General features: G+C 69.0%; 17 protein-coding genes. 8 read left to right on the top strand and 9 right to left on the bottom strand.

Features of this window, described 5'->3' with window-relative positions; genetic code table 11:
- The first annotated feature begins 42 nt into the window (after window positions 1-42).
- Both FM069_RS04700 and FM069_RS04705 read left to right on the top strand, forming a co-directional pair.
- Entirely contained in the window at window positions 43-1437 is a 1395-nt protein-coding gene (locus FM069_RS04700) for a class II fumarate hydratase (RefSeq protein WP_143487133.1), read from the top strand.
- Complete coding sequence (locus FM069_RS04705) at window positions 1430-2053, top strand: NAD(P)H-dependent oxidoreductase (RefSeq protein ID WP_143487134.1); 624 nt, start codon at window positions 1430-1432, stop codon at window positions 2051-2053. Before FM069_RS04700 ends, FM069_RS04705 begins: the two co-directional genes overlap by 8 nt.
- A gap of 82 nt (window positions 2054-2135) precedes the next feature.
- Here FM069_RS04705 and FM069_RS04710 read toward each other — a convergent pair whose 3' ends face one another.
- The 9 genes from FM069_RS04710 to FM069_RS04750 form a co-directional block, all read right to left on the bottom strand.
- A complete protein-coding gene (locus FM069_RS04710) occupies window positions 2136-3095 on the bottom strand; it encodes a DMT family transporter (protein WP_143487135.1) in 960 nt (319 codons plus the stop codon).
- 272 nt (window positions 3096-3367) lie between these two features.
- A complete protein-coding gene (locus FM069_RS04715) occupies window positions 3368-4552 on the bottom strand; it encodes a thiolase family protein (RefSeq protein WP_143487136.1) in 1185 nt (394 codons plus the stop codon).
- A 110-nt stretch (window positions 4553-4662) separates the two neighbouring features.
- Complete coding sequence (gene pap, locus FM069_RS04720) at window positions 4663-6150, bottom strand: polyphosphate:AMP phosphotransferase (RefSeq protein ID WP_143487137.1); 1488 nt, start codon at window positions 6148-6150, stop codon at window positions 4663-4665.
- Between the two features lie 69 nt (window positions 6151-6219).
- Window positions 6220-7320, bottom strand: a complete 1101-nt coding sequence (gene ribD, locus FM069_RS04725; protein WP_143487138.1) for a bifunctional diaminohydroxyphosphoribosylaminopyrimidine deaminase/5-amino-6-(5-phosphoribosylamino)uracil reductase RibD — start codon at window positions 7318-7320, stop codon at window positions 6220-6222.
- Between the two features lie 93 nt (window positions 7321-7413).
- Window positions 7414-9099: a WD40 repeat domain-containing protein gene (locus FM069_RS04730; RefSeq protein WP_143487139.1), complete on the bottom strand. Its 1686-nt coding sequence runs from the start codon at window positions 9097-9099 to the stop codon at window positions 7414-7416.
- A 16-nt stretch (window positions 9100-9115) separates the two neighbouring features.
- Window positions 9116-9721: a GTP cyclohydrolase II gene (locus FM069_RS04735; protein WP_143487140.1), complete on the bottom strand. Its 606-nt coding sequence runs from the start codon at window positions 9719-9721 to the stop codon at window positions 9116-9118.
- 44 nt (window positions 9722-9765) lie between these two features.
- Window positions 9766-10722, bottom strand: a complete 957-nt coding sequence (locus FM069_RS04740) for a formylglycine-generating enzyme family protein (RefSeq protein WP_233281983.1) — start codon at window positions 10720-10722, stop codon at window positions 9766-9768.
- Window positions 10723-10829: 107 nt separating this feature from the next.
- Entirely contained in the window at window positions 10830-11567 is a 738-nt protein-coding gene (locus tag FM069_RS04745) for a class I SAM-dependent methyltransferase (RefSeq protein WP_143487142.1), read from the bottom strand.
- 431 nt (window positions 11568-11998) lie between these two features.
- Window positions 11999-12922 carry a LysR substrate-binding domain-containing protein gene (locus FM069_RS04750; protein ID WP_143487143.1) on the bottom strand — a complete coding sequence of 308 codons (924 nt, stop codon included), beginning with the start codon at window positions 12920-12922 and terminating at the stop codon, window positions 11999-12001.
- A 98-nt stretch (window positions 12923-13020) separates the two neighbouring features.
- Between FM069_RS04750 and FM069_RS04755 the strand changes: the two genes are divergently transcribed.
- The 6 genes from FM069_RS04755 to FM069_RS04780 all read left to right on the top strand — a co-directional run bounded on the left by FM069_RS04755 (window position 13021) and on the right by FM069_RS04780 (window position 22579).
- The gene (locus FM069_RS04755; RefSeq protein ID WP_143487144.1) at window positions 13021-13554 is read left to right on the top strand and encodes a DMT family transporter; all 534 of its coding nucleotides are present in this window, start codon (window positions 13021-13023) and stop codon (window positions 13552-13554) included.
- 10 nt (window positions 13555-13564) lie between these two features.
- Window positions 13565-14698 (top strand): efflux RND transporter periplasmic adaptor subunit, encoded by a 1134-nt coding sequence (locus FM069_RS04760; RefSeq protein ID WP_143487145.1) that lies wholly within the window; start codon window positions 13565-13567, stop codon window positions 14696-14698.
- Window positions 14695-17766 (top strand): MexW/MexI family multidrug efflux RND transporter permease subunit, encoded by a 3072-nt coding sequence (locus FM069_RS04765; protein WP_143487146.1) that lies wholly within the window; start codon window positions 14695-14697, stop codon window positions 17764-17766. The genes FM069_RS04760 and FM069_RS04765 overlap by 4 nt, the downstream gene beginning before the upstream one ends.
- Window positions 17767-17846: 80 nt before the next feature.
- Entirely contained in the window at window positions 17847-19844 is a 1998-nt protein-coding gene (gene mnmC / locus FM069_RS04770; RefSeq protein WP_143487147.1) for a bifunctional tRNA (5-methylaminomethyl-2-thiouridine)(34)-methyltransferase MnmD/FAD-dependent 5-carboxymethylaminomethyl-2-thiouridine(34) oxidoreductase MnmC, read from the top strand.
- Between the two features lie 73 nt (window positions 19845-19917).
- Window positions 19918-20676 carry a sulfite exporter TauE/SafE family protein gene (locus FM069_RS04775; RefSeq protein WP_143487148.1) on the top strand — a complete coding sequence of 253 codons (759 nt, stop codon included), beginning with the start codon at window positions 19918-19920 and terminating at the stop codon, window positions 20674-20676.
- A gap of 133 nt (window positions 20677-20809) precedes the next feature.
- Entirely contained in the window at window positions 20810-22579 is a 1770-nt protein-coding gene (locus tag FM069_RS04780) for an N-acetylglutaminylglutamine amidotransferase (RefSeq protein ID WP_143487149.1), read from the top strand.
- Window position 22580: the final 1 nt, after the last annotated feature.

Below are 22580 nucleotides of genomic sequence, written 5' to 3' on the forward strand. Positions count from 1 at the left end.
AGGCAGCCTAAACTCGGATTCCAATCGCAGGAGACGAGCCCCATGAGCCGCATCGAAACCGACAGCCTGGGCCAGGTGGAAGTCGCCGAGGACGCCTACTGGGGCGCCCAGACCCAGCGTTCGCTGATCAACTTCGCCATCGGCAGCGAGCGCATGCCGCTGCCGGTGCTGCACGCCCTGGCCCTGATCAAGAAGGCCGCCGCGCGGATCAACGGGCGCATCGGCGATCTGCCGCCGGACATCGCCCGGCTGATCGAGCAGGCCGCCGACGAGGTGCTCGCCGGCCAGCACGACGATCAGTTCCCGCTGATGGTCTGGCAGACCGGCAGCGGCACCCAGAGCAACATGAACGCCAACGAAGTGATCGCCGGCCGCGCCAACGAACTGGCCGGCGGCGCCCGCGGCGGCAAGAGCCCGGTGCACCCCAACGACCACGTCAACCGCGCCCAGAGCTCCAACGACAGCTTCCCCACCGCCATGCACGTCGCCGTGGCCACCGCGGTGCACCAGCGTCTGCTGCCGGCCATCGCCGAGCTGTCCGGCGGCCTCGCCGAGCAGGCGGCCCGCCACGGCAAGCTGGTGAAGACCGGGCGCACCCACCTGATGGACGCCACGCCGATCACCTTCGGCCAGGAACTGTCGGCCTTCGTCGCCCAGCTGGACCACGCCGAGCGGGCCATCCGCGCGGCGTTGCCGCCCGTCTACGAACTGGCCCAGGGCGGCACCGCGGTCGGCACCGGGCTGAACGCGCCGAAGGGTTTCGCCGAGGCCATGGCCGCCGAATTGAGCGCCCTCACCGGCCTGCCCTTCGTCTCGGCGCCGAACAAGTTCGCCGCCCTCTCCGGCCACGAGCCGCTGGTGAACCTCTCCGGCGCCCTGAAGACCCTGGCGGTGGCCCTGATGAAGATCGCCAACGACCTGCGCCTGCTGGGCTCGGGCCCGCGGGCGGGGTTCGCCGAGGTGCGCCTGCCGGCCAACGAGCCGGGCAGCTCGATCATGCCGGGCAAGGTCAACCCGACCCAGTGCGAGGCGCTGTCGATGATCGCCTGCCAGGTGCTGGGCAACGACGCCACGGTGGCGTTCGCCGCCAGCCAGGGCCATTTGCAGCTGAACGTGTTCAAGCCGGTGATCGTGCACAACCTGCTGCAGGCCATCGGCCTGCTGGGCGACGGCTGCCGCAACTTCCAGCAGCACTGCGTCGCCGGCCTGGAGCCGGACGCCGCGCGAATGGCCGAGCACCTGGAGAACGGCCTGATGCTGGTCACCGCCCTCAATCCCCACATCGGCTACGACAAGTCCGCGGAAATCGCCAAGAAGGCCTACGGCGAGGGCACCACCCTGCGCGCCGCGGCGCTGCAACTGGGCTACCTGGACGAACAGCAGTTCGACGCCTGGGTGCGCCCGGAAGACATGCTCGAGGCGGGCACGCATGACTGAGGCCGTCAAGAGCGGCGCGACGCCCCTGGAGGGCGACGGCAAGCGCATCCTGCTGGTATTCGGCACGCCCAAGGCGGACAGCTTCTGCCACGCTCTGGGCGAGGCCTACACCCAGGGCGCGCGGGCCGAGGGCCACGTAGTGCGGCAACTGAAGCTGCGCGAGCTGCGCTTCGACCCGACCCTGCACGACGGCTACGAACAGAGCCAGGCCCTGGAGCCGGACCTGCTGGAAGCCCAGCGGCTGATCCACTGGGCCCAGCACCTGGTGTTCGTCTACCCGGTCTGGTGGGGCAGCGTGCCGGCGCTGCTCAAGGGCTTCCTCGACCGGGTGCTGCTGCCCGGCTTCGCCTTCAAGTACCGGGACGCCCACAGCACGCGCTGGGACAAGCTGCTCACCGGGCGCAGCGCCGACCTGCTGGTGACCCTGGACACCCCGGCCTGGTATTTCCGCTGGGTCTACGGCGCGCCGGCCCACCGGCAGATGATCCGCACCACCCTGGGGTTCTGCGGGGTGAAGACCCGGCGCCTGACGCAGTTCACGCCGCTGCGGCCCTCCTCCGAGGAACAGCGCCAGCGCTGGCTGCGGGACGCCGAGCGCCTCGGCCGCCGGGCCTAGCCTGGCGGGGCCTGCCCTGTCCTGCCTGCCCTGCCGGGGCGAGCGTGCCGGCTCCGAGCGGTGCCTGGGGCCCGATCCGGTCTCAGCGCGCCGCGCGTCGCGCGAGCCGGGCGCGGTAGCCGCGCAGCAGCGACGGCGCCAGCGCGGTGAGGGCCGAGCCCAGCACCACCAATAGCGCCCCCAGGTAGCCCAGGGCATCGATCTGCTCCGGGCTGACGTGGCCGGGCCACCACCAGGCGACCAGGGCCGCCGCGGCGAAGGTCACCAGGGGCGTGATGGCCAGGGCCGCGCTGACCCGGGATGCCTCCCAGTGGGCCAGGGCCTCGGCGAAAGCGCCGTAGGCCACCAGGGTGTTCAGGCAGCAGGCCAGCAGCAGCCAGCCCTGGGTCGCATCGAGCTGCAGCGCTTCCAGAGGGTGGGCGATGGGGGTCAGCAGCGCGGCGCAGAGCAGGTAGATGACCATCATCACCTGCATCGACGACCAGACCGTCAGCAACTGCTTCTGGGCCAGCCCGTAGAAGGTCCAGATCAGCGCGGCCAGCAGGACCACCAGCACGCCGGTGGTATAGGTGGTGAGGGAACCGAACAGCTCCTCCAGGCGCTGGTTGAAGAACAGGCCGAAGCCCGCCAGCATCACCAGCAGCCCGAGGGCCTGGCCGACGCCGAAGCGCTCGCGGAAGATCAGCAGGCTGCCCAGCAGCAACAGGATCGGCGCCACCTGGATCACCAGTTGCGCGGTGCCAGGGCTGAGCAGGCGCAGGCCGAACAGGTACAGCAGGTAGTTGCCCAGCAGGCCGCCCACCGCCGCCGCCAGCAGCCAGATGCCCTTGCGCCCCAGGGGCGCGAAGCGGGGCAACCGGCGACCGGCCGCCAGCCAGATGAACAGCAACGTCCCGGCCACCGTCAGGCGGTACCAGGTGACGGTGTAAGGGTCCATGACCCGCAGCACTTCCTTGAGCTTGATCGGCAGGATGCCCCAGAGGACCGAGGTCACCAGGGTGAGGAACAGGCCGTACAGCCAGCGGCCGGATGCAACGTGCATGGGAAGCCTCGAAGGCAGGGGCGGCGTCGGACAACGAGCCGCCAGGCGTGCATTCTAGCCATCCCGGACGCCGCGCCGACAGGTACAGTCGCCCGGTCCTTGCAGCGTCCTCCCACGCCCCCGACGGATGTCCGGCGTCGTGCAGGCCCAGGTTCTGCCCGAAATCCCTTGAGCGACGGGCAGGCGCGCGGACGCTTATCTACGGCGGTCAATGAGTCTGCCAAGCCGTCTTCAACGCCGCCTCACCGACAACCAGCCATTACCTACAATCGCTAGCGCACCGCTTCGAACAACCCGCTGGCGCCCATGCCGCCGCCCACGCACATGGTGACGATGCCGTAGCGCGCCTGGCGACGCTGCAGCTCCCGCACCAGGTGCCCCACCTGGCGCGAGCCGGTCATGCCGAAGGGGTGGCCGATGGCGATGGAACCGCCGTTGACGTTGTACTTCTCATTGTCGATGCCCAGGCGGTCGCGGCAGTACAGGCACTGGGAGGCGAACGCCTCGTTCAGTTCCCACAGGTCGATGTCGTCCATGCGCAGCCCGCGGGCGGCCAGCAGGCGCGGCACCGAGAACACCGGGCCGATGCCCATCTCGTCCGGCGCGCAGCCGGCCACGGTGAAGCCGCGGAAGAATGCCTTCGGCTGCAGCCCCAGGGCCTGGGCCCGCTCCAGACTCATCACCAGGGTCATGGAAGCGCCGTCGGACAGCTGCGAGGCGTTGCCGGCGGTCACCGAGCCGTCCTCGGCGAACACCGGCTTGAGGGCCGCGAGGCTGTCGTAGGTGGTGTCCGGGCGATTGCAGTCGTCCCGGTCCACCACCCCGTCCACCTGCCTCACCTCGCCGCTGGCCTTGTCCTCCACCTGGTAGCGCACCGGCATCGGCACGATCTCGTCGGCGAACAGCCCGTCGGCCTGGGCGCGGGCGGTGCGCTGCTGGCTCTGCAGGGCGTAGCGGTCCTGCTGCTCGCGGGTGACGCCATAGCGCCGGGCGACGATCTCCGCGGTCTGCCCCATGGGGTAGTAGATGCCCGGCAGGCTCGCCTGGATCAGCGGGTTGTAGAGGTGGTCGGTGTTGACGCTCTTCAGGGTCAGGCTGATGGATTCCACGCCACCGGCGACGATCACATCGCTGCAACCCGAGGCGATCTGGTTGGCGGCCACGGCGATGGCCTGCAGGCCCGAGGAGCAGTAGCGGTTCAGGGTCATGCCGGCCACGTCCTGGCCCAGGCGCGACAGCACCGCCACATTGCGGCCGATGTTGTAGCCCTGGGCGCCCTCGTTGGAGCCGGCGCCGACGATGCAGTCCTCCACCAGGGCCGGGTCCAGGTCGTTGCGCGCCAGCAGCGCGTTCACGCAGTGGGCGGCCATGTCGTCCGGCCGGGTCAGGTTGAACTTGCCGCGAAAGGATTTGGCCAGGCCGGTCCGGACGCTGTCGACGATCACCACTTCACGCATGACGCACCTCGCTTGGGGATTCGATGGAGCCCGGAGCATAGGAGCGCCCGGCGGCGGCCGGCGACGATCATTCACTGCCGATATGCCGGCCCATCCCCCGCGGGCCGGGCTCAGTCCCGGTCCAGGGCGCGCGCCAGGGCGTCGTTGAGGGTCCGCAGCACCTTGACCCGGGCGAAGCGCTTGTCGTTGGCCTCCACCAGGGTCCAGGGGGCGATCTCGGTGCTGGTGCGGTCCACCATGTCGCCCACCGCATCCACGTACTGGTCCCACTTGTCGCGGTTGCGCCAGTCCTCGTCGGTGATCTTGTAGCGCTTGAAGGCCACCTGCTCGCGCTCCTGAAAGCGCTGCATCTGGGTCTGCTTGTCGATGGACAGCCAGAACTTCACCAGCACGATGCCATGGTCGGCCAGTTGCTCCTCGAATTCGTTGATCTCGCTGTAGGCCCGCAACCAGTCGGCCTGGGAACAAAAGCCCTCGACCCGCTCCACCAGCACCCGGCCATACCAGGAGCGATCGAAGATGGTCAGCATCCGCCGCGCCGGGACGTGCCGCCAGAAGCGCCACAGGTAGGGCTGGGCGCGCTCCTCCTCGGTGGGCGCGGCGATGGGCACCACGTGGTACTGGCGCGGGTCCAGGGCGGCGGTGACGCGGCGGATCGCTCCGCCCTTGCCGGCCGCATCGTTGCCTTCGAACACCGCCATCACCGCGTGCCGGCGGAAGCGTTTGTCCCGCATCAGCTGCGCCAGGCGCGCCTGCTCCTGGGCAATCTGCCGGTGGTAGTCGTCCTTCTCCAGGCGCTGGCCCAGGTCCAGGCTGTCCAGCAGCGCGCGATTGTCCAGGCTCGCCACCAGGGGCGCGGCGTGGGGCGTGCGGCGCGGCGCATCCTTCTGCTTCAGCGCGGCCTGCAGCCCCTCGAGGATGATCCGCCCGACGCTCAGGCTGCGGTAATGGGGGTCGGCGCCCTCGATCACGTACCAGGGCGCGTAGTCGTGGCTGGTGCGCCGCAGGACCCGCTCGCCGTAGCGCACGTACTTGTCGTAGACCTTGCTCTGCTTCCAGTCCAGGCTGCTGATCTGCCAGCTGCGCTGGGGGTCCTTCTCCAGGGCCTTGAGGCGCTGGCGCAGCTGCTTCTTGGACAGGTGGAACCAGAACTTGAAGATCAGCGCGCCTTCGTCGCAGAGCATCCGCTCCAGGCGCTCGGCGAAGTCGATGGCCTGGTCCAGGCGGGCGTCCTTGATGTCGCCGTCGACCCGGGCATGGAGCATCTGGCTGTACCAGTTGCCGAAGAAGATCCCGGTGCGCCCCTTGGGCGGCAGACGCCGCCAGAAGCGCCACTGGGCCGGACGGGCGAGTTCCTCGTCGGTGGGCATGACGAAGCTTTCCACCTGGATCAGGCGGGGGTCCATCCACTCGTTGAGCAGCTTGACCGTCTCGCCCTTGCCGGCCCCCTCGATGCCGTTGATCAGGATCAGCAGCGGAAAGCGCGCCTGCTGCTTCAGCTCGAACTGGGCGTCCAGCAGCGCCTGGCGCAGCTCGCTGACGGCAGCCTCGTAGCTGTCCTTGTCGATGGAATGACCGATCTCGGCGGATTCGAACATGGGCGTCCCCTCAATGCCAACAGTGGCTTCACAGTAGAGGATCGCCCCGGGTTTGTCTGCGCCGCGCCCTCACCCCGGCGTGCGGGGATGCAGGCGCAGGCGCAGGTCGGCGCCCAGTTGCAGGGTGTCCACCAGTTGGAAGGCCGGCGCCGCGTCCAGGGACGCCGGAGCCAGCCCCGCCAGCAACGGACGGGCCTCGTCACCCAGCAGGCGCGGCGCCACGTACAGCAACAGTTCGTCCACCAGGCCGGCCCGCAGCAGCGCGCCTCCCAGGGTCGGCCCGGCCTCGACGAACACGTCGTGCAGGCCGCGGCGCCCCAGCTCCGCCAGCAACGCGCCGAGCTGAGCGCCCTCCTCCGCGTCTTCCAGCACCAGCCGTTCCACGTGGGCCGGCGGGGAGACATCGCGCCGGGCATCGCGAGCGTGCACCAGCAGGGTCGGCGCCTGCTGGTCGAACACCCGTGCTCCGGCCGGGACCCGCAGGCGGCGGTCCAGCACCACCCGCAGCGGCGCCAGGGGCACGGCGACCTCCGGGACCCGCGCCGTCAGGTGGGGATCGTCCGCCAGCAGCGTGCCGCTCCCGGTCAGGATCGCCCCGCTCGCCAGGCGCCAACGGTGCACGTCCTCCCGGGCCTGCTCCCCGGTGATCCACTTGGAGCGGCCGTCGGCCAGAGCGGTGCGGCCGTCCAGGCTCATGCCGAACTTCAGCCGAACCCAGGGTCGCCCCCGGCTGGAGTTGGCGAGGAAACCGCGGTTCAGCTCCACCGCCTGCTCCCGCAACAGGCCCACATCCACCTGCACGCCGGCATCCCGCAGGCGCTGCAGGCCCTGTCCGTTGACCCGCGGGAACGGGTCCTCGCAGGCCACCACCACCCGGCGGATGCCCACGTCGATCAGGGCCTGGCAACAGGGAGGCGTGCGCCCGTGGTGCGCGCAGGGTTCCAGGGTGACGTAGGCGGTGGCGCCCGTCGCTAACGCGCCGGCCTGGCGCAGGGCGTGGACTTCGGCATGGGGCTCGCCGGCCCGCTGGTGCCAGCCCTCGCCGACGACTTCGTCGTTGCGCACCACCACGCAGCCCACCTGCGGGTTGGGCCGGGTGGTGAAGCGCCCGCGGCGCGCCAGCTCCAGCGCGCGCGACATGAAGCGGTGATCGGCTTCGCTAAAGGTCATGGAGTTCGTCCAGGCGGGCCCCGCCGACGCAGGCCGACGGGGGCAAATGACAGAGGACGGGCGCGGCCCGGGCCGCGCCCGCGTCAAGGGGCCTCAGGCCCGCGACTCGATGGGATACAGGCGTCCGTCGTAGGAACTGGCGATGAACGCGCCCGACTCCGGCGAGTAGGTGATGCAGGAAATGCCGCTGGTGGTGGGCTTGCGCTGGGTGGTCCAGCGGCGCGCCTGCAGATCGAACAGGGCAATGGTGCCGCCGTAGCTGCCGGTAGCGATCAGCGTACGGTCGTCCGAGGTGGCGATGCACTTCACCGAGTGGAGATGCGGGGTATCGAACACTTCCGCCTGGCCGGCGCGCCACAGCCGCAACTTCAGGTCCCGGCCGACGCTGGCGAAACCGCCTTCGATGGTGGCGCAGGCATTGGAGATGCGGTCGTGGGCGCGCTCGATGTAGGCATGGGTGCCGTAATCGGCGATGCGGTGGAACGCCGCGGCGGCAGTGGCGCAGACGCTGAACAGGAATTCGTCGTCGGCCGATAGCCCCTTGATGGCGTTGTCATGCATCTGGATCTCGTCCAGGTAGCGCACCCGCCCGTCGTCGTCCAGGCCGAAGATCAGCGCCTCGCCGGTGTAGGTGCCGATGGCCGCGTGGGGTCGGCCTTCCCGGGTGAACACCGTGCCGCAGTTGAGGGGCGAGCGATGCTGGTGGATGAGCTCGCCGCTGACCGCGTCGAATACCTGCCCCATCTGCCCGCCGGTGAGGATCGCGTCGCCGAACGGCAGCAGGAAGTTGCACAGGCTGCCGATGGTGGTGCTGGGCTGGCCGTCCACCAGCAGCAGCCCGGCGTCACCGATGGCGTAGGTGGTCGCGCCGTGGATCGCCACGGCGTTGAGGCTGATGGCCTGCTCGATGCCGTCCAGCTCCCACTCGCCGAGGGCGTGGTTCCACACCGCATAGCTGGAGCCGAAGGTGACGAAGGCGATGCGCTGGTCGCCGAGGAAGGCGCAGCTACGCGGCCAGATGATGCTCGGCAGGGAGCTCTCGGCGCGCTTTTCCAGGCGCCCGTCGACGAAGCGCCAGAGCACCACCGAGCGGTCGTAGCTGAGGCTGATCAGCCAGCGCTTGCGGTCGTCCCAGACCACCCGCTTGACCCCCGCGGCGTGGGCCTGGAGGCTGTGCTTGCCGACGGCGTCGATCACCGTCAGGCGACCTTCGTCGTCGCCGGCGAAGATGGTGCCGTCGCTGGCCAGGGCGATGGTGTCGGTCTCCACGCCGTCCAGGTCGATGCTTTCCAGCTGCAGGCCCTGTGCGACGTCCCAGCGGCGGATGGTACCGTCGTCACTGCTGGAGATCAGGCTGCTACCGTCCGCCGCCCAGCTCACCGAGATGACGTCGGCGGTATGCCCGCGCAGCACGCGGCGGCAGCGGCCGTCGGCCACGTCGAACAGGCGGATGCTGTGGTCCCGGGAGCAGGTGGCGACCGTGTCGCCGGCCGGGTTGAAAGCGGCCATCTCCACGTCGTCCTCATGGCCCACCAGCGCCGCCTTCAGGCGCATGCTCGGCACCTCCCAGATGCGCGCGGTGTAGTCGCTGCTGGCGCTCACCAGCAACTGGCCGTCGGGGCTGAAGGCGCACTGGTTGGCCAGGTGGTCGTGGAACACCCGGTGGATGGCCTGCTTGGTCCGGGCATCCCAGAGGATGACCTGGTTGTCGTATCCCGCGGTGGCAATGTAGCGCTCCTGGAAACTGGCAATGCCACTGATCGGGGCAAAGTGTTTCATCGCAATACTCCTTGTATCAGGCGGACAGATCGAGCTTGATCGAATGGTTCTTCTTGCTGGCCTTGGCCCGCAGGTAGCGCTGGTTGTGGGCGGTCATGAACACCCCGGTGGAGATCACCTCGCTCACCTGGATGCCCAGTCGCTGCAGGGCCTCGACCTTTTCCGGGTTGTTGGTCATCAGGCGGCAGCGCTGCACGCCCAGGGCCTTGAGCATGTTCGCGGCGTCGCCAAAGTCGCGGCCGTCCTCCGGCAGGTTGAGGTGCCGGTTGGCCTCGAAGGTGTCCATTCCGGCGTCCTGCAGGCGGTAGGCCGCCAGCTTGGCGTAGAGGCCGATGCCGCGGCCTTCCTGGCGCAGGTAGAGCAGCACGCCGCCCTCTTCGGTCATGCGTTCCAGGGCCTCGTGGAGCTGCGCGCCGCAGTCGCAGCGGTGCGAGCCGAAGATATCGCCGGTCAGGCATTCGGAGTGGATACGCACCAGCGGTGCCTCCTGCTGCAACGAGCCGATGACGATGGCGACGTGCTCGTTCGGCATCTCGAACCCCTCGAAGGAGACGAACGTGCCGACGTGCCCATCGGACAGGATTGGAATTTCGACGGTGTTCCTTACACGGCATGCACCCATGGCTAAGTCCCTCTGCAATTTATTGTCGGATCAGTGGATGGCGCTCAGCGCCGGACGCTCTCCGCCAGGCGGAATCCCATGACGTAGATATCCCGGGGGAATTTCCCGTGGCGGCGGGTCGTGCGGGCCAGGTCGCGGAACCGCGAGAAGCTGCCGCCACGCGCCACGCGATGGGTACCCACTGCGTCCACCAGGTCGTCGGTCACCACCGGGCCGCCGGGATACGGGGCGTAGTCGTCGGCCACGTACTCCTCGACGTTGCCGGCCATGTCCAGGCAGCCGAACGGCGAGGCGCCGCGGGCGAACAGCCCGACCGGGGTCGAGGTGAACAGACCGAATTCGGCGGTGTTGGCGTGGTCCGGCAGAAAGCGCGGGCCCCAGGGGTATTCGTGGTTGTGGGGGCCGGCGGCGGCGTATTCCCATTCCGCCTCGCTGGGCAGGCGGAACGCACGCCCGGTCTTCTCCGCCAGCCAGGTGGCGTAGCGATCGGCATCCTCGGCGCGCAGGCCGCTGACCGGGTGGTTGGCGCGCTCGACGGGGTAGCGGCCGAGGAACCAGTTGTCCGGCAGGCGGGGCTCCCCGCTGTCCTCCAGGAAGGCGCGGTACTCCAGGTTGGTCACCGGATAGCGGGCGATCCGATAGGGCGCCAGGCGAACCCGGTGGCGCGGAGTTTCCTTGACGATCCACTGGCGGTCCAGGTTGAGGTCGGCCAGTTCCGCCAGGGTGGCGTCCAGCGCCGCCGCCGGCAGGCCGATCTCCACCTCGCCGCCCGGTACGTCCTGCATCCGCGGCGCGAGGGGATCGACACGCGGGTCGCCGAACTGCGCCAACAGACCTCCGGCGTGGTAGCGCCGGGCAAGGGGCTCGTCCGCACTCTCCAGCAGGGCGACCAGGTCCTCCACGGGCCTTTGCGCCAGCCGGCGCAGCTCCTCGGCCGGCAGCCTGAATTCACGGGTGGGCGTGAACGACTCGGGCAGCCCCAGCAGGGCACGGTCGCTCAAGGCCGGCGAAGCCTTTTCCAGGAAAGGCGGAAAATGGAAGTGCTCTTCCAGACCCATCGTTTTTCTCCAATCGAATCGGGCTCGCGTTCGAACGAACGCGACGCGGATCAGCGTGTGCACACCAGACCGGTCTGCAGGCAATTTTCCTGGAAGGTGGTCCAGAAACCCGGGGTGTAGCGCTTGATGTCGCCCTCCACCAGCAGCGGCTTCTGCCAGTGCACCGCGCCCAGGCCCGCCTCGGCGATGGCCTGCTCGTAGTCGGCGCGGCTCCAGCGATAGAAGGTGAAGGGGCTGGGCGGGTTGGTGACGAATTCGGCGCGATGGCGATAACCCTGGTCCCAGGGCTCCTCGCTGAGCACGTTCACCCCGTAGGTGGCGAAGTTGCCCTTGCTCAGTTGGAAGTTGGGGTCGACGGTATAAGCGACCAACTTTCCGGACGGCTTCAGGTTGCGCGCCACCGCCTTGAACATCTTTTTCAGGTCGTCGAGGGATTCGGCATAGTTGAACAGCCAGGCCGCCATCACCATGTCGAATTCACCGAAAGACTCCATCTCGCAGACATTGCGAACATGGAACTCGATCGAGTCACCGTTCTTCCGGGACTCTTCCCGGGCCAACTCGATCATCTTCTCGGAAATATCCACGCCGACCACGCTCGCGGCGCCGCGCTTCAGCAACTCCCGGCCGAAATAGCCATAGCCGCAGGCCAGGTCCAGCACCCGCTGTCCCTGCACGTCGCCGGCCATGTGAAGAATGGTGCGGACCTCTACCTCGCGCTGTGCAGCGGTATCGGTGAAGCGCTCGAAGAGGCCGCCGATGGAGTCGTAGGTCGATTCCTTTTTCATATTCCGTTCCTTTCCGTTGAAAATACAGGCAAGTCAAACCCGTCGATGAATAGGTGCGCACAGGCCCTGCTTCATCGTTATTCGCGATTCCGGGTGCGAAGATTCTCCGGCTTCGAATCAACTTGTTACATGTCTTGAAACAAGTAATGCCGAGGGGTGCCATTCGCAGCACGAATGAATCTCGGCGAGAGGGTTTGGAATTACAAATTCTTTCTTTGCATCCGGTGTATTCACCCTGTGAATCGGATTTCAGGAAAATGACGCGCATTGGCTATTCGTCTACTTGTCTTTTTCCTGCAACAAGAACGTGGGCCGGATATCGAAATGGAGTTCGCCAGGCTGTGGTGGCTCAGGCACAGCGTTTTCCGGGAATCGAAGCCGCCAGGGCATGGCCTACCGGCACCGGCTTCGTCCAGACGCCGAAAAAAAGACTATTCGTCCGCCGGCCAGCGATCACTCACCACGCGCATGATCACCTGGCGCAACCAGTTGTAGGCGGGGTCGCCCTCGCGGCGCTGGTGCCAGATCAGCTTGAAATCGAAGGGCTCGATGGGGAACGGCAGGTCGAAGACGCGTACTCGCGGGTCGCTGCCGATGGCGCCCAGGCTGCGCCGCGCCACGGTGAGGATCAGGTCGGTCCCTGCAATCAGCTCGTTTGCCACGCCCCAGTGGGGTAGCAGCACGGCGATGCGCCGGCGCATCCCCTCGCGGCCCAGGGTGCGGTCGATCTCGTTGTCGGCGCCAGCGCGCATCGCCACCAGCACGTGGGGCCGTGCCAGCCAGGCCTCGCGGTCGAGCATGCCGGTTTCCGGGAGGGTCGACGCATCGGCCAGGCAGGCGAAATGTTCCACGAACAGGGTACGCATGCGCAGCTCATCCGGCGCGCGGCTGGGGAATACACCCATGGCCATGTCGATCTCGCCGTCGATCACGTCGGCCAGCATGGCCTCACGGCTCGCCTGGCTCACGACCAGCTCCACCCCCGGCGCGATGGTACGCAGGGTACGCACCAGGCCCGGCAGCACCACCCGCGCGCCGTAGTCGGACATCGCCAGGCGGAAGACCCGCTGCGCCCGCGTTGGATCGAACTGCGGTGGGTCCAGCAGCGTGCCCAGTTGCCCCAGGGCATCGGTCAGGGGCTGCATCAACTCGGCGGCACGCGAGGTCAGCTCAAGCTTGCCCGAACGGCGGATTAGGAGAGGATCGTCGAACAGCTTGCGCAAATGCGCCAGTGCGTGGCTGACCGCTGGCTGGCTTTTATGGAGACGCAAGGCCGCGCGTGAAATATGCTTTTCCACCAGTAATGCATGCAACGTAACCAGAAGATTCAAATCGATGCGACGAAGATTATTCATTAAACGAATTCCCTGTTTATTCATTACGAATTTCCATTCGAAATACTAATAAATAAAAATTTTCCCCAGCACAACCGATAAAAAACTGGGGTGATCACATGACTTCTCCGCTTTCGCTTTCCGGTGCCGCTCTGGCGAGCGCCGCGTTGATAGCCGGCGCACTGGTGCCTTTCCAGGCGGGCAGCAATGCCGCCCTCGGTCGCGCGTTGGGTCACCCGCTATGGGCCACGGTGGCGTCGTTGCTGGTCAGCCTGCTGGTGGTGCTGCCGGTGATCCTGGCGCTGCGCGCACCCACGCCACTGGTGGGCCAGGCCAGCCAGTTGCCCCTGTGGGCCTGGTTCGGCGGCGTTGCCGGCGTCATCTACATCACCTCGGCCCTGCTGCTCACGCCGCGCCTGGGCGCCGCCAACTTCATCGTCTGCGTGATCGCCGGCCAGATGCTCACCTCGCTGCTGATCGACCACTTCGGCCTGATGGGGCTGCCGATCAAGGAAGCCAGCCTGGGCCGGATCACCGGCGTGCTGCTGATCGTCGGCGGCATGCTGATGGTCCAGTGGTTCACGCCCTCGGTGCCGGCCCAGGCGACGCGTGCCGGCGCGCCGACTGCCCCGGTCGCGTCCGTCGAGCGCTGAGGAGGTTGTCATGAGGCTATCCGTTGCCTTCGCCGCCGGCGGTTCGCTGCTGGCGATCACCCTGGTGGCCCTGCTGGGCATCCGTCATGGCCGCGTGGAAAGCCAGGAGGTGGCCGGCCCGCCCCCGGTGAAGGTGGCGCTAGCCAGCGCGGAGAAGCGGGTGATGCCGCGCTACTACAGCAGCGTCGGCACCCTGGAAGCCAACCAGCAGGTGCTGGTGACCGCCGAGACCGCAGGCCGTATCGTCGCACTGCAGTTCGACTCGGGGCAGGTCCTGGAGGCCGGGCAGCCCCTGGTGACACTCAATGACGCGCCGGAACAGGCGCAGCGTATCCGCCTCACCGCGTTGCTGAAGAATGCCGAGAACCGCCTGGCGCGTATCCGCCAGCTGCTGCCCAGCCGCGCCACCACCCAAGAACAGTTCGACCAGGCCCAGGCCGACCGGGACGCCGCCCGGGGTGCCCTGGAACAAGTGAACGCGGTGATCGCCCAGAAGAACGTGCGCGCGCCCTTCGGCGGCCAGGCGGGCATCCGCCTGGTGCACCTGGGTCAATACCTGAACCCCGGCGATCCCATCGCCAGCCTCAGCGACAACCGTCACCTGCGGGCCAACTTCTCCCTCGACGAGCGCGCCCGGGCCGAGCTTGCCCCGGGCCAGGCGGTGGAGCTGCAGTTTCAGGCGGCGCCGGGTCGCACCTTCACCGCTCGGGTGAGCGCCATCGACCCGATCCTCGACAGCGCGCGGATGACCCGGGTCCAGGCCACCTTGGAGGACAGCGACCCGCTGCTGAGCCCTGGCATGTACGCCAATGTGCGGGTACGGCGCCCGGACGATGCGCCGGTCCTCAGCGTGCCGCGCACCGCCGTGGTCACCACTGCCTATGGCGATACCGCCTTCGTCGCCCGCGAGGGCGAGCACGGGCTGGTGGCCGAGCGGGTGACCGTGCGCATCGGCGCCACCCAGGACGAACGGGTGGAAATCCTCGGCGGCCTGCAGCCCGGCGACCGGGTGGTGCTGTCCGGGCAGATCCGCCTCAGCGACGGCACGCCCCTGCAGGCCACGGACCGCAACACCCTGGAGCACTTGTCCCTGGAGCGGAGTTCGCCAGACCAGGCCTCCCTGGACCAGGACCTGCGGCCATGACCTTCACCGACCTGTTCATCCGCCGCCCGGTCCTCGCCCTGGTGGTCAACGCCCTGATCCTGCTGGTGGGCGTCCTGGCCCTGGAGCGGCTGCCGATCCGCCAGTACCCGCTGCTGGAAAACGCCACCATCACCGTCACCACCGAATACCCCGGGGCCCCCGCCGACCTGATGCAGGGGTTCGTCACCCAGCCTATCGCCCAGGCCCTGGCCTCGGTGGAAGGCGTCGACTACCTGAACTCGTCCTCGGTCCAGGGGCTGAGTACCCTCAACGTGCGTCTGCGCCTCGGCCAGGATTCCACCCAGGCGCTCAGCGAGGTAATGGCCAAGGTCAACCAGGTGCGCTACCGCCTGCCCGAGCAGGCGTACGACCCGGTGATCGAGCGCTCCAGCGGGGACACCACGGCGGTCGCCTACGTCGGCTTCTCCAGCGAGGGGCTGCCGACCCCGGCCCTGACCGACTACCTGTCGCGGGTGGTGGAACCGCTGTTCGCTTCCATCGAGGGCGTGGCCAAGGTCCAGGCGTTTGGCGGCCAGCGCCTGGCCATGCGCCTCTGGCTCGACCCGGCGCGGCTCGCAGCCCGTGGCCTCACCGCGGAAGAAGTGGCCGAGGCAATCCGTGCCGAGAACTACCAGGCCGCGCCGGGCAAGGTGAAGAGCCAGTACATGGTGTCGAGCATCCAGGTGGACACCGATCTCACCAGCGTCGAGCAATTCAACGACCTGGTGGTGCACAGCGACGCCCACGGGCTGGTGCGGGTGCGGGACGTGGGCACCGTAGAGCTGGGGGCCGCGGCCACCGAGACCAGCGCGGTGATGGACGGCCAGCCGGCGGTGCACCTGGGGCTGTTCGCCGCACCCCGGGGCAACCCCCTGGTGATCGTCGAGGGCATCAAGCAACGGCTGCCGGAGATCCGCAAGACCCTGCCGCCGGGGGTCAAGGTGGAGCTGGCCTTCGAGACCGCGCGGTTCATCCAGGCCTCCATCGACGAGGTAATGCACACCCTGCTGGAGGCGCTGCTGATCGTCGTGGTGGTGATCTACCTGTGCCTGGGCTCGATGCGTACCGTACTGATCCCCCTCATGACCATCCCCCTGTCGATGCTGGGCGCCGCCGGGCTGATGCTGGCGTTCGGCTTCAGCATCAACCTGCTGACGTTGCTGGCCATGGTGCTGGCCATCGGCCTGGTGGTGGACGATGCCATCGTGGTGGTGGAGAACACCCACCGGCACATGGCAGAAGGCCGCTCGGCGGTGGTCGCCGCCCTGCTCGGCGCGCGGGAGGTGGCCGGGCCGGTGATCGCCATGACCCTGACCCTGGCCGCGGTGTACGCGCCAATCGGCTTCATGGGCGGGCTGACCGGGGCACTGTTCCGGGAATTCGCCCTGAGCCTGGCCGGGGCGGTGGTGATCTCCGGGATCGTCGCCCTCACCCTCTCGCCCATGATGGCCTCGCTGCTGCTGCGGCATTCGGACGAGGGCCGGGTCGCACGAGGTGCCAACCGCTTCTTCGATGGCCTTTCCGCCCGCTACGCGCGCCTGCTGGAGCGTTCCCTGGCGCGCCGGGGATTCGTGTTGCTGATCGCCGTGGCAGTGTTCGCCAGCCTGCCCTGGCTCTACCAGGCGCCCCAGCGGGAACTGGCACCGGTGGAAGACCAGGCCAGCGTGCTCACTGCGATCAAGGCGCCGCAGTATGCCAACCTGGCCTATAGCGAGCGCTTTTCCTTGAAGCTCGACGAGGTCTACCAGCGCCTGCCGGAGACCGTCAGCCGCTGGATCATCAACGGCACCGACGGCCCCGCGGTCAGCTTTGGCGGCATCAACCTGTCCGGCTGGGGCGAGCGCGACCGCGACGCGTCGGCGATCCAGGCCGACCTGCAGCAGCAGGTGAACGACGTGGAAGGCACCAGCATCTTCGTCTTCCAGCTGCCCGCCCTGCCCGGCTCCACCGGCGGTCTGCCGGTGCAACTGGTACTGCGCACGCCCCAGGACTACCGGACCCTCTACCAGACCATGGAGGACCTGAAGCAACGCGCCCGGGCCAGCGGCCTGTTCGCCATGGTGGACAGCGACCTGGACTTCAACAACCCGCTGGTGCAACTGCGCATCGACCGCGACAAGGCCAACGCCCTGGGCATCCGCATGCGTGACATCGGCGAATCCCTGGCGGTGCTGGTGGGGGAAAACTACGTCAATCGCTTCGCCCTGCAGGGACGCTCCTACGACGTGATTCCCCAGGGCACCCGGGAAGCGCGGCTCACCGCCGAAGCCCTGGGCCAGCAGTACGTGCGCGCCCGTGACGGCCAGCTGGTGCCGCTCACCTCGGTGGTGCACATGGAGGACCGGGTCGAGCCCAACAAGCTGACCCAGTTCGACCAGCAGAACGCGGCGATCCTGCAGGCCATTCCCGCGCCCGGGGTCAGCCTGGGCCAGTGCGTGGCATTCCTCGAGGAGGCCGTGCGCGAGCTGCCCGCCGGCTTCACCCATGACTGGCAGGCGGACACCCGGCAGTACGTGCACGAGGGCAACACCCTGGTACTGGCGTTCCTGCTGGCGGTGGTGGTCATCTACCTGGTGCTCGCCGCTCAGTACGAGAGCCTGGTGGACCCGCTGATCATCCTGATCACCGTCCCGTTGTCGATGTGCGGCGCGCTGATCCCCCTGGCCCTGGGCCTGGCGACCCTGAACATCTACACCCAGATCGGCCTGGTCACCCTGATCGGCCTGATCAGCAAACACGGCATCCTCATGGTGGCGTTCGCCAACGAGATGCAAGTGCGCGAACGGCTCGACCGCCACGCGGCGATCCTGCATGCGGCGCGCATCCGCCTGCGGCCGATCCTGATGACCACCGCGGCGATGGTAGTGGGCCTGGTGCCGCTGCTGTTCGCCTCCGGCGCCGGGGCTCACAGCCGCCAGGGGCTGGGGGTAGTGATCGTCTGTGGCATGCTGGTGGGTACGGCGTTCACCCTCTTCGTGCTGCCCACCATCTACAGCCTGCTGGCCCGCGACCACCGGGCCATGGCCGAGACCCCACGGGCCCGGGAGCTGGCCTCGGCGCCCTCCTGAGTCCGGGATGCGACCGTCGGCCCGCTGCCCACCGCCGGCGCATCCCGTAGAATGCGCCGGTCGTTTTTCCAGGGGCTCCCATGTCCGACGTTCCCCACGCCCAGCTCGACTGGGACGAAACCGGCCAGCCGCGCTCGCGGCTGTTCGGCGACGTGTACTTCTCCCAGACCTCCGGGCTCGATGAAACCCGCCACGTGTTCCTCGCCAACAACGACCTGGCCGCGCGGTTCTCCGCCCTCCCCGCCGGCGGCCGGCTGACCATCGGCGAGACCGGCTTCGGCACCGGCCTGAACTTCCTCGCCGCCTGGGCCTGCTTCGACGAACACGCACCGGCCGATGCCCGCCTGCAGTTCGTCAGCGTGGAGAAGTACCCGCTGCAGCGGGACGACCTGGCCCGCACGCTGGCCCTCTGGCCGCAACTGGCGACCCATGGCGACGCCCTGCTGGCACAGTACGTGGCGGTGCATCCTGGCTTCCAGCGGCTGTGCTTCGCCGGCGGGCGAGTGACCCTGACCCTGCTGGTGGGCGACGTGCTGGAGCTGCTGCCGCAGCTGGATGCGCGTATCGACGCCTGGTTCCTCGACGGCTTCTCCCCGGCGAAGAACCCGCAGATGTGGACGCCGGCGCTGTTCGCCCAGTTGGCGCGCCTGTCGGCGCCGGGCACCACCCTGGGGACCTTCACCAGCGCCGGCTTCGTCCGCCGCGGGCTGATGGAGGCCGGCTTCGCCATGCAGCGCACCCCGGGCCAGGGACGCAAGCGGGAAATCCTCAAGGGCGTCTTCGAGGGCCTGCCGGAGCCCGCGTCCCTCGACCCGGGCGCCACGGCGACGGGCCTGCCGCCCAAGGCCTGGTACGCGCGGCCGCCGGCCTGGCGGGGCCCCCGGCAAGCCCTGGTGATCGGCGCCGGCCTGGCCGGCTGCGCCACGGCGGCCAGCCTGGCGGCCCGGGGCTGGCAGGTCAGCGTGCTGGAGCGCCGCGACGCCGCCGCCCGGGAAGGCTCCGGCAACCCCCAGGGCATCCTCTACCTCAAGCTGTCGGCTCACGGTACTGCCCTGTCGAAGCTGGTGGTGGCGGGCTTCGGCCATACCCGCCGGCTGCTGGAGCGCCTGCAGCGGGACGTGGACTGGGCCCCCTGCGGCGTGCTGCAACTGGCCTACGACGAGGCCGAGGCGACCCGCCAGGCCCAGCTCGCCGCCCATTACGTCGACGGTCTCCTGCACCCCCTGGACCGCGACGCCGCCGCGGAACGGGCGGGGATCGCCTTGGAGCAGGGCGGGCTGTTCTTCCCCGAGGCCGGCTGGGCCCACCCGCCGGCCCTCTGCCGCACCCTCCTGGCGCATCCGGCGATCCGCCTGCTGACCCACCGGGAAGCCTTGCGCCTGGAGCGCGACGACGGCGTCTGGCTGGCCTGGGCCGGCGACCACGAACTGGCCCGCGCGCCCCTGGTGGTGCTGGCCTGTGCGGCGGACGCAGCGCGCTTCGAACAGGCCGCCTCCTTGCCCCTCAAGCGCATCCGCGGGCAGATCAGCCGCCTGCCGGCGACCCCGGCCAGCGCCGCCTTGGGCACCGTGCTCTGCGCCGACGGCTACGTGGCGCCGCCCCGCCAGGGCGAGCACACCCTGGGCGCCAGCTTCGAGTTCCAGCGCCAGGACGACACCCCGAGCGCCGCCGAGCACGCCAGCAACCTGGACCTGCTGCGGCAGATCTCCCCGGACCTGAGCCAGCGCCTGGACGCCGATGCCCTCGACCCGCAGGTCCTGGAAGGCCGCGTGGGGTTCCGCTGCACCACCCCGGACTACCTGCCGGCGGTGGGCCCGCTGGCGGAAGCCGAAGCCTTCGCCGCGGCCTATGGGGTACTCGCCCGGGACGCCCGGCAGTCACCGCAGGTACCCTGTCCCTGGCTGGAGGGGCTGTACGTCAACACTGGCCACGGCTCCCGCGGGCTGGTCACTGCGCCCCTCGCCGGCGAATTGCTGGCGGCCTGGCTGGAGGACGAACCGCTGCCGCTGCCCCGGGACGTGGCGGAAGCCTGCCACCCCAACCGTTTTCCCCTGCGCCGGCTGATCCGCGGACGCTGAAGCGGCCCGGCCCCCCATTCTTGTCCACCCCACACGGGAGCGACCCCATGACCCCACGACCGGACCACCGGCCATGAGCCTGCTGACATTGGAAGCCCTGGGCATCGGCGGCCTGCTGGGCCTGCTGCTGGGCCTGACCGGCGCCGGCGGCTCGCTGGTGGCGCTGCCGCTGCTGCTCAGCCTGCACCTGCCCATGCGCGACGCCGTGGGGGTCAGCCTCGGCGCCGTGGCGCTGTCGGCGCTGGTGGGCGCGGTTCCCCGGGCACGCCTGGGCCAGGTGGCCTACGGACCGGCGTTGCTGCTGGCCCTGAGCGGCCTGCCGGGCAACGCCCTGGGCCAGTGGCTCGGCCGCTTCGTCGGCGAAGGGGTGCTGGTCTGCGGCTTCTGCGCCCTGGTGTTGTGGTCGGCCTGGCGCATGTGGCGCGGCGCCCGGCGGCCGTGCCCGGACACCCCGGGCGTCCCCCGCCGGGGGCCGCTGCTGGCCCTGGGCTTCGGGGTCGGCGTGCTGTCCGGGCTGATGGGGGTGGGCGGCGGCTTCCTGGTGGTCCCCGGCCTGCTGGCGTTCGCCGGGATGTCGATGCTGATGGCCACCGCCACCTCCATGGCGGTGATCGCCCTGGTCTCCGGCGGCGGTTTCCTGCTCTACCTCACCCACGCCGCGCCGCCGTTGCCCCTGCTGGGCGGCCTGGCGGCGGGCGGCGCCTGCGGGGTGCTGGCGGGCAACCGCCTGGCCCAGCGCATCGGCGGCGTGCTGCTGCAGCGGATCTTCGCCCTGATGCTGGTGGCGGTGAGCCTGTCCCTGGCGGCGCAGAAGCTGTTCGGCCTGGTCTGATCATCCTGGGCGGGCGCTGGGCCGCCAGGCGCCCTTATAACCGATTCATCTAAAACTCAGCTCGAATCCACCGGTCGGACCCCTATGCGCCCTTTTTTCGGGCGTATCCCCAACGGCAACACCGGTAAGGACTATGTGCGGTATTTCTGGAGAACTTCGTTTCGATAAGCGCCCGGCGGACCTCGCCGCGGTCGAACGCATCACCCACCACCTCGCGCCCCGCGGCCCCGACGCCTGGGGCTTCCATAGCCAGGGCCCGATGGCCTTGGGCCACCGGCGGCTGAAGATCATGGACCTGTCCGATGGCTCGGCACAGCCCATGGTGGACAGCGCCCTCGGCCTGTCCCTGTGCTTCAACGGCGCGATCTATAACTACCCCGAACTGCGTGCCGAGCTGCAGGCCTTGGGCTATCACTTCCATTCCGACGGCGACACCGAGGTGCTGCTCAAGGGTTACCACGCCTGGGGCGAGGCCCTGCTGCCGAAGCTCAACGGCATGTTCGCCTTCGCCGTTTGGGAGCGCGACCGGCAGACCCTGTTCATCGCCCGCGACCGCCTTGGCATCAAGCCGCTCTACCTGTCGAAGACCGCCGAGCGGCTGCGCTTCGCCTCCACCCTGCCGGCCCTGCTGCAGGGCGGCGACATCCCCGGCACCCTGGACCCCGCGGCGCTCAACCAGTACCTCAGCTTCCATGCCGTGGTACCCGCGCCGCGCACGGTGATCGCCGGCATCGAGAAGCTGCCGCCGGCCAGCTGGATGCGGGTCGACGCCCAGGGCAACTGCCAGCGCCAGACCTGGTGGCAGCTGGACTACGGCCCCCGCGAGGACGAGCTTCACCTGGGACTGGAGGACTGGCGCGACCGTCTGCTGGACGGCCTGCGGGATGCCGTGGCCATTCGCCAAAGGGCCGCCCGGGAAGTGGGCGTGCTGCTCTCAGGCGGGGTGGATTCCAGCCTACTGGTGGGCTTGCTGGCGGAGGCCGGGGTCAAGGACCTGCTGACCTTCTCCATCGGCTTCGAGGACGCCGGCGGCGAACGCGGCGACGAGTTCGAGTTTTCCGACCTCATCGCCCGCCGCTACGGCACCCGCCACCACCAGTTGCGCATCGGCGAGCACGAGGTGCTCGAGCAGTTGCCGGCGGCCCTGCGCGCCATGAGCGAACCCATGGTCAGCCACGACTGCATCGCCTTCTACCTGCTGTCTCGGGAAGTCTCCAAGCATTGCAAGGTGGTGCAGAGCGGCCAGGGCGCGGACGAACTGTTCGGCGGCTACCACTGGTACCCGCCCCTGGCCGACAGCCAGGACCCCTTCGCCACCTACCGCGGCGCGTTCTTCGACCGCACCCATGCGGACTACCTGGAGACAGTCCACCCGGACTGGCACAGCGGCGACGTGGCCGGCGACTTCGTCCGCGAGCACTTCCAGCGCCCCGGCGCCGACGATCCGGTGGACAAGGCCCTGCGCCTGGACAGCACCGTGATGCTGGTGGACGACCCGGTCAAGCGGGTCGACAACATGACCATGGCCTGGGGCCTGGAGGCCCGCGTGCCGTTCCTCGACTACCGGGTGGCCGAACTGTCGGCGCGCATTCCGTCACGCTTCAAGCTGGGCGACGGCGGCAAGCAGGTGCTCAAGGAAGTGGCGCGCCAGGTGATCCCCCACGAGGTGATCGACCGCAAGAAGGGCTACTTCCCGGTGCCCGGCCTCAAGCACCTGCAAGGCCGTACCCGGGACTGGGTGCGCGACCTGCTGCTGGATTCCAGCCAGCACCGCGGCTACTTCAACCCCGCCGCCCTGGAACGCCTGCTCGCCGATCCCTCCGGGGATCTCACGCCCTTGCGTGGTTCCAAGCTCTGGCAGTTGGCCACTCTCAACCTCTGGCTCAACGAACAGGGCCTGTAGG

Source organism: Pseudomonas mangiferae (genome assembly GCF_007109405.1).
Classification (GTDB): domain Bacteria; phylum Pseudomonadota; class Gammaproteobacteria; order Pseudomonadales; family Pseudomonadaceae; genus Pseudomonas_T; species Pseudomonas_T mangiferae.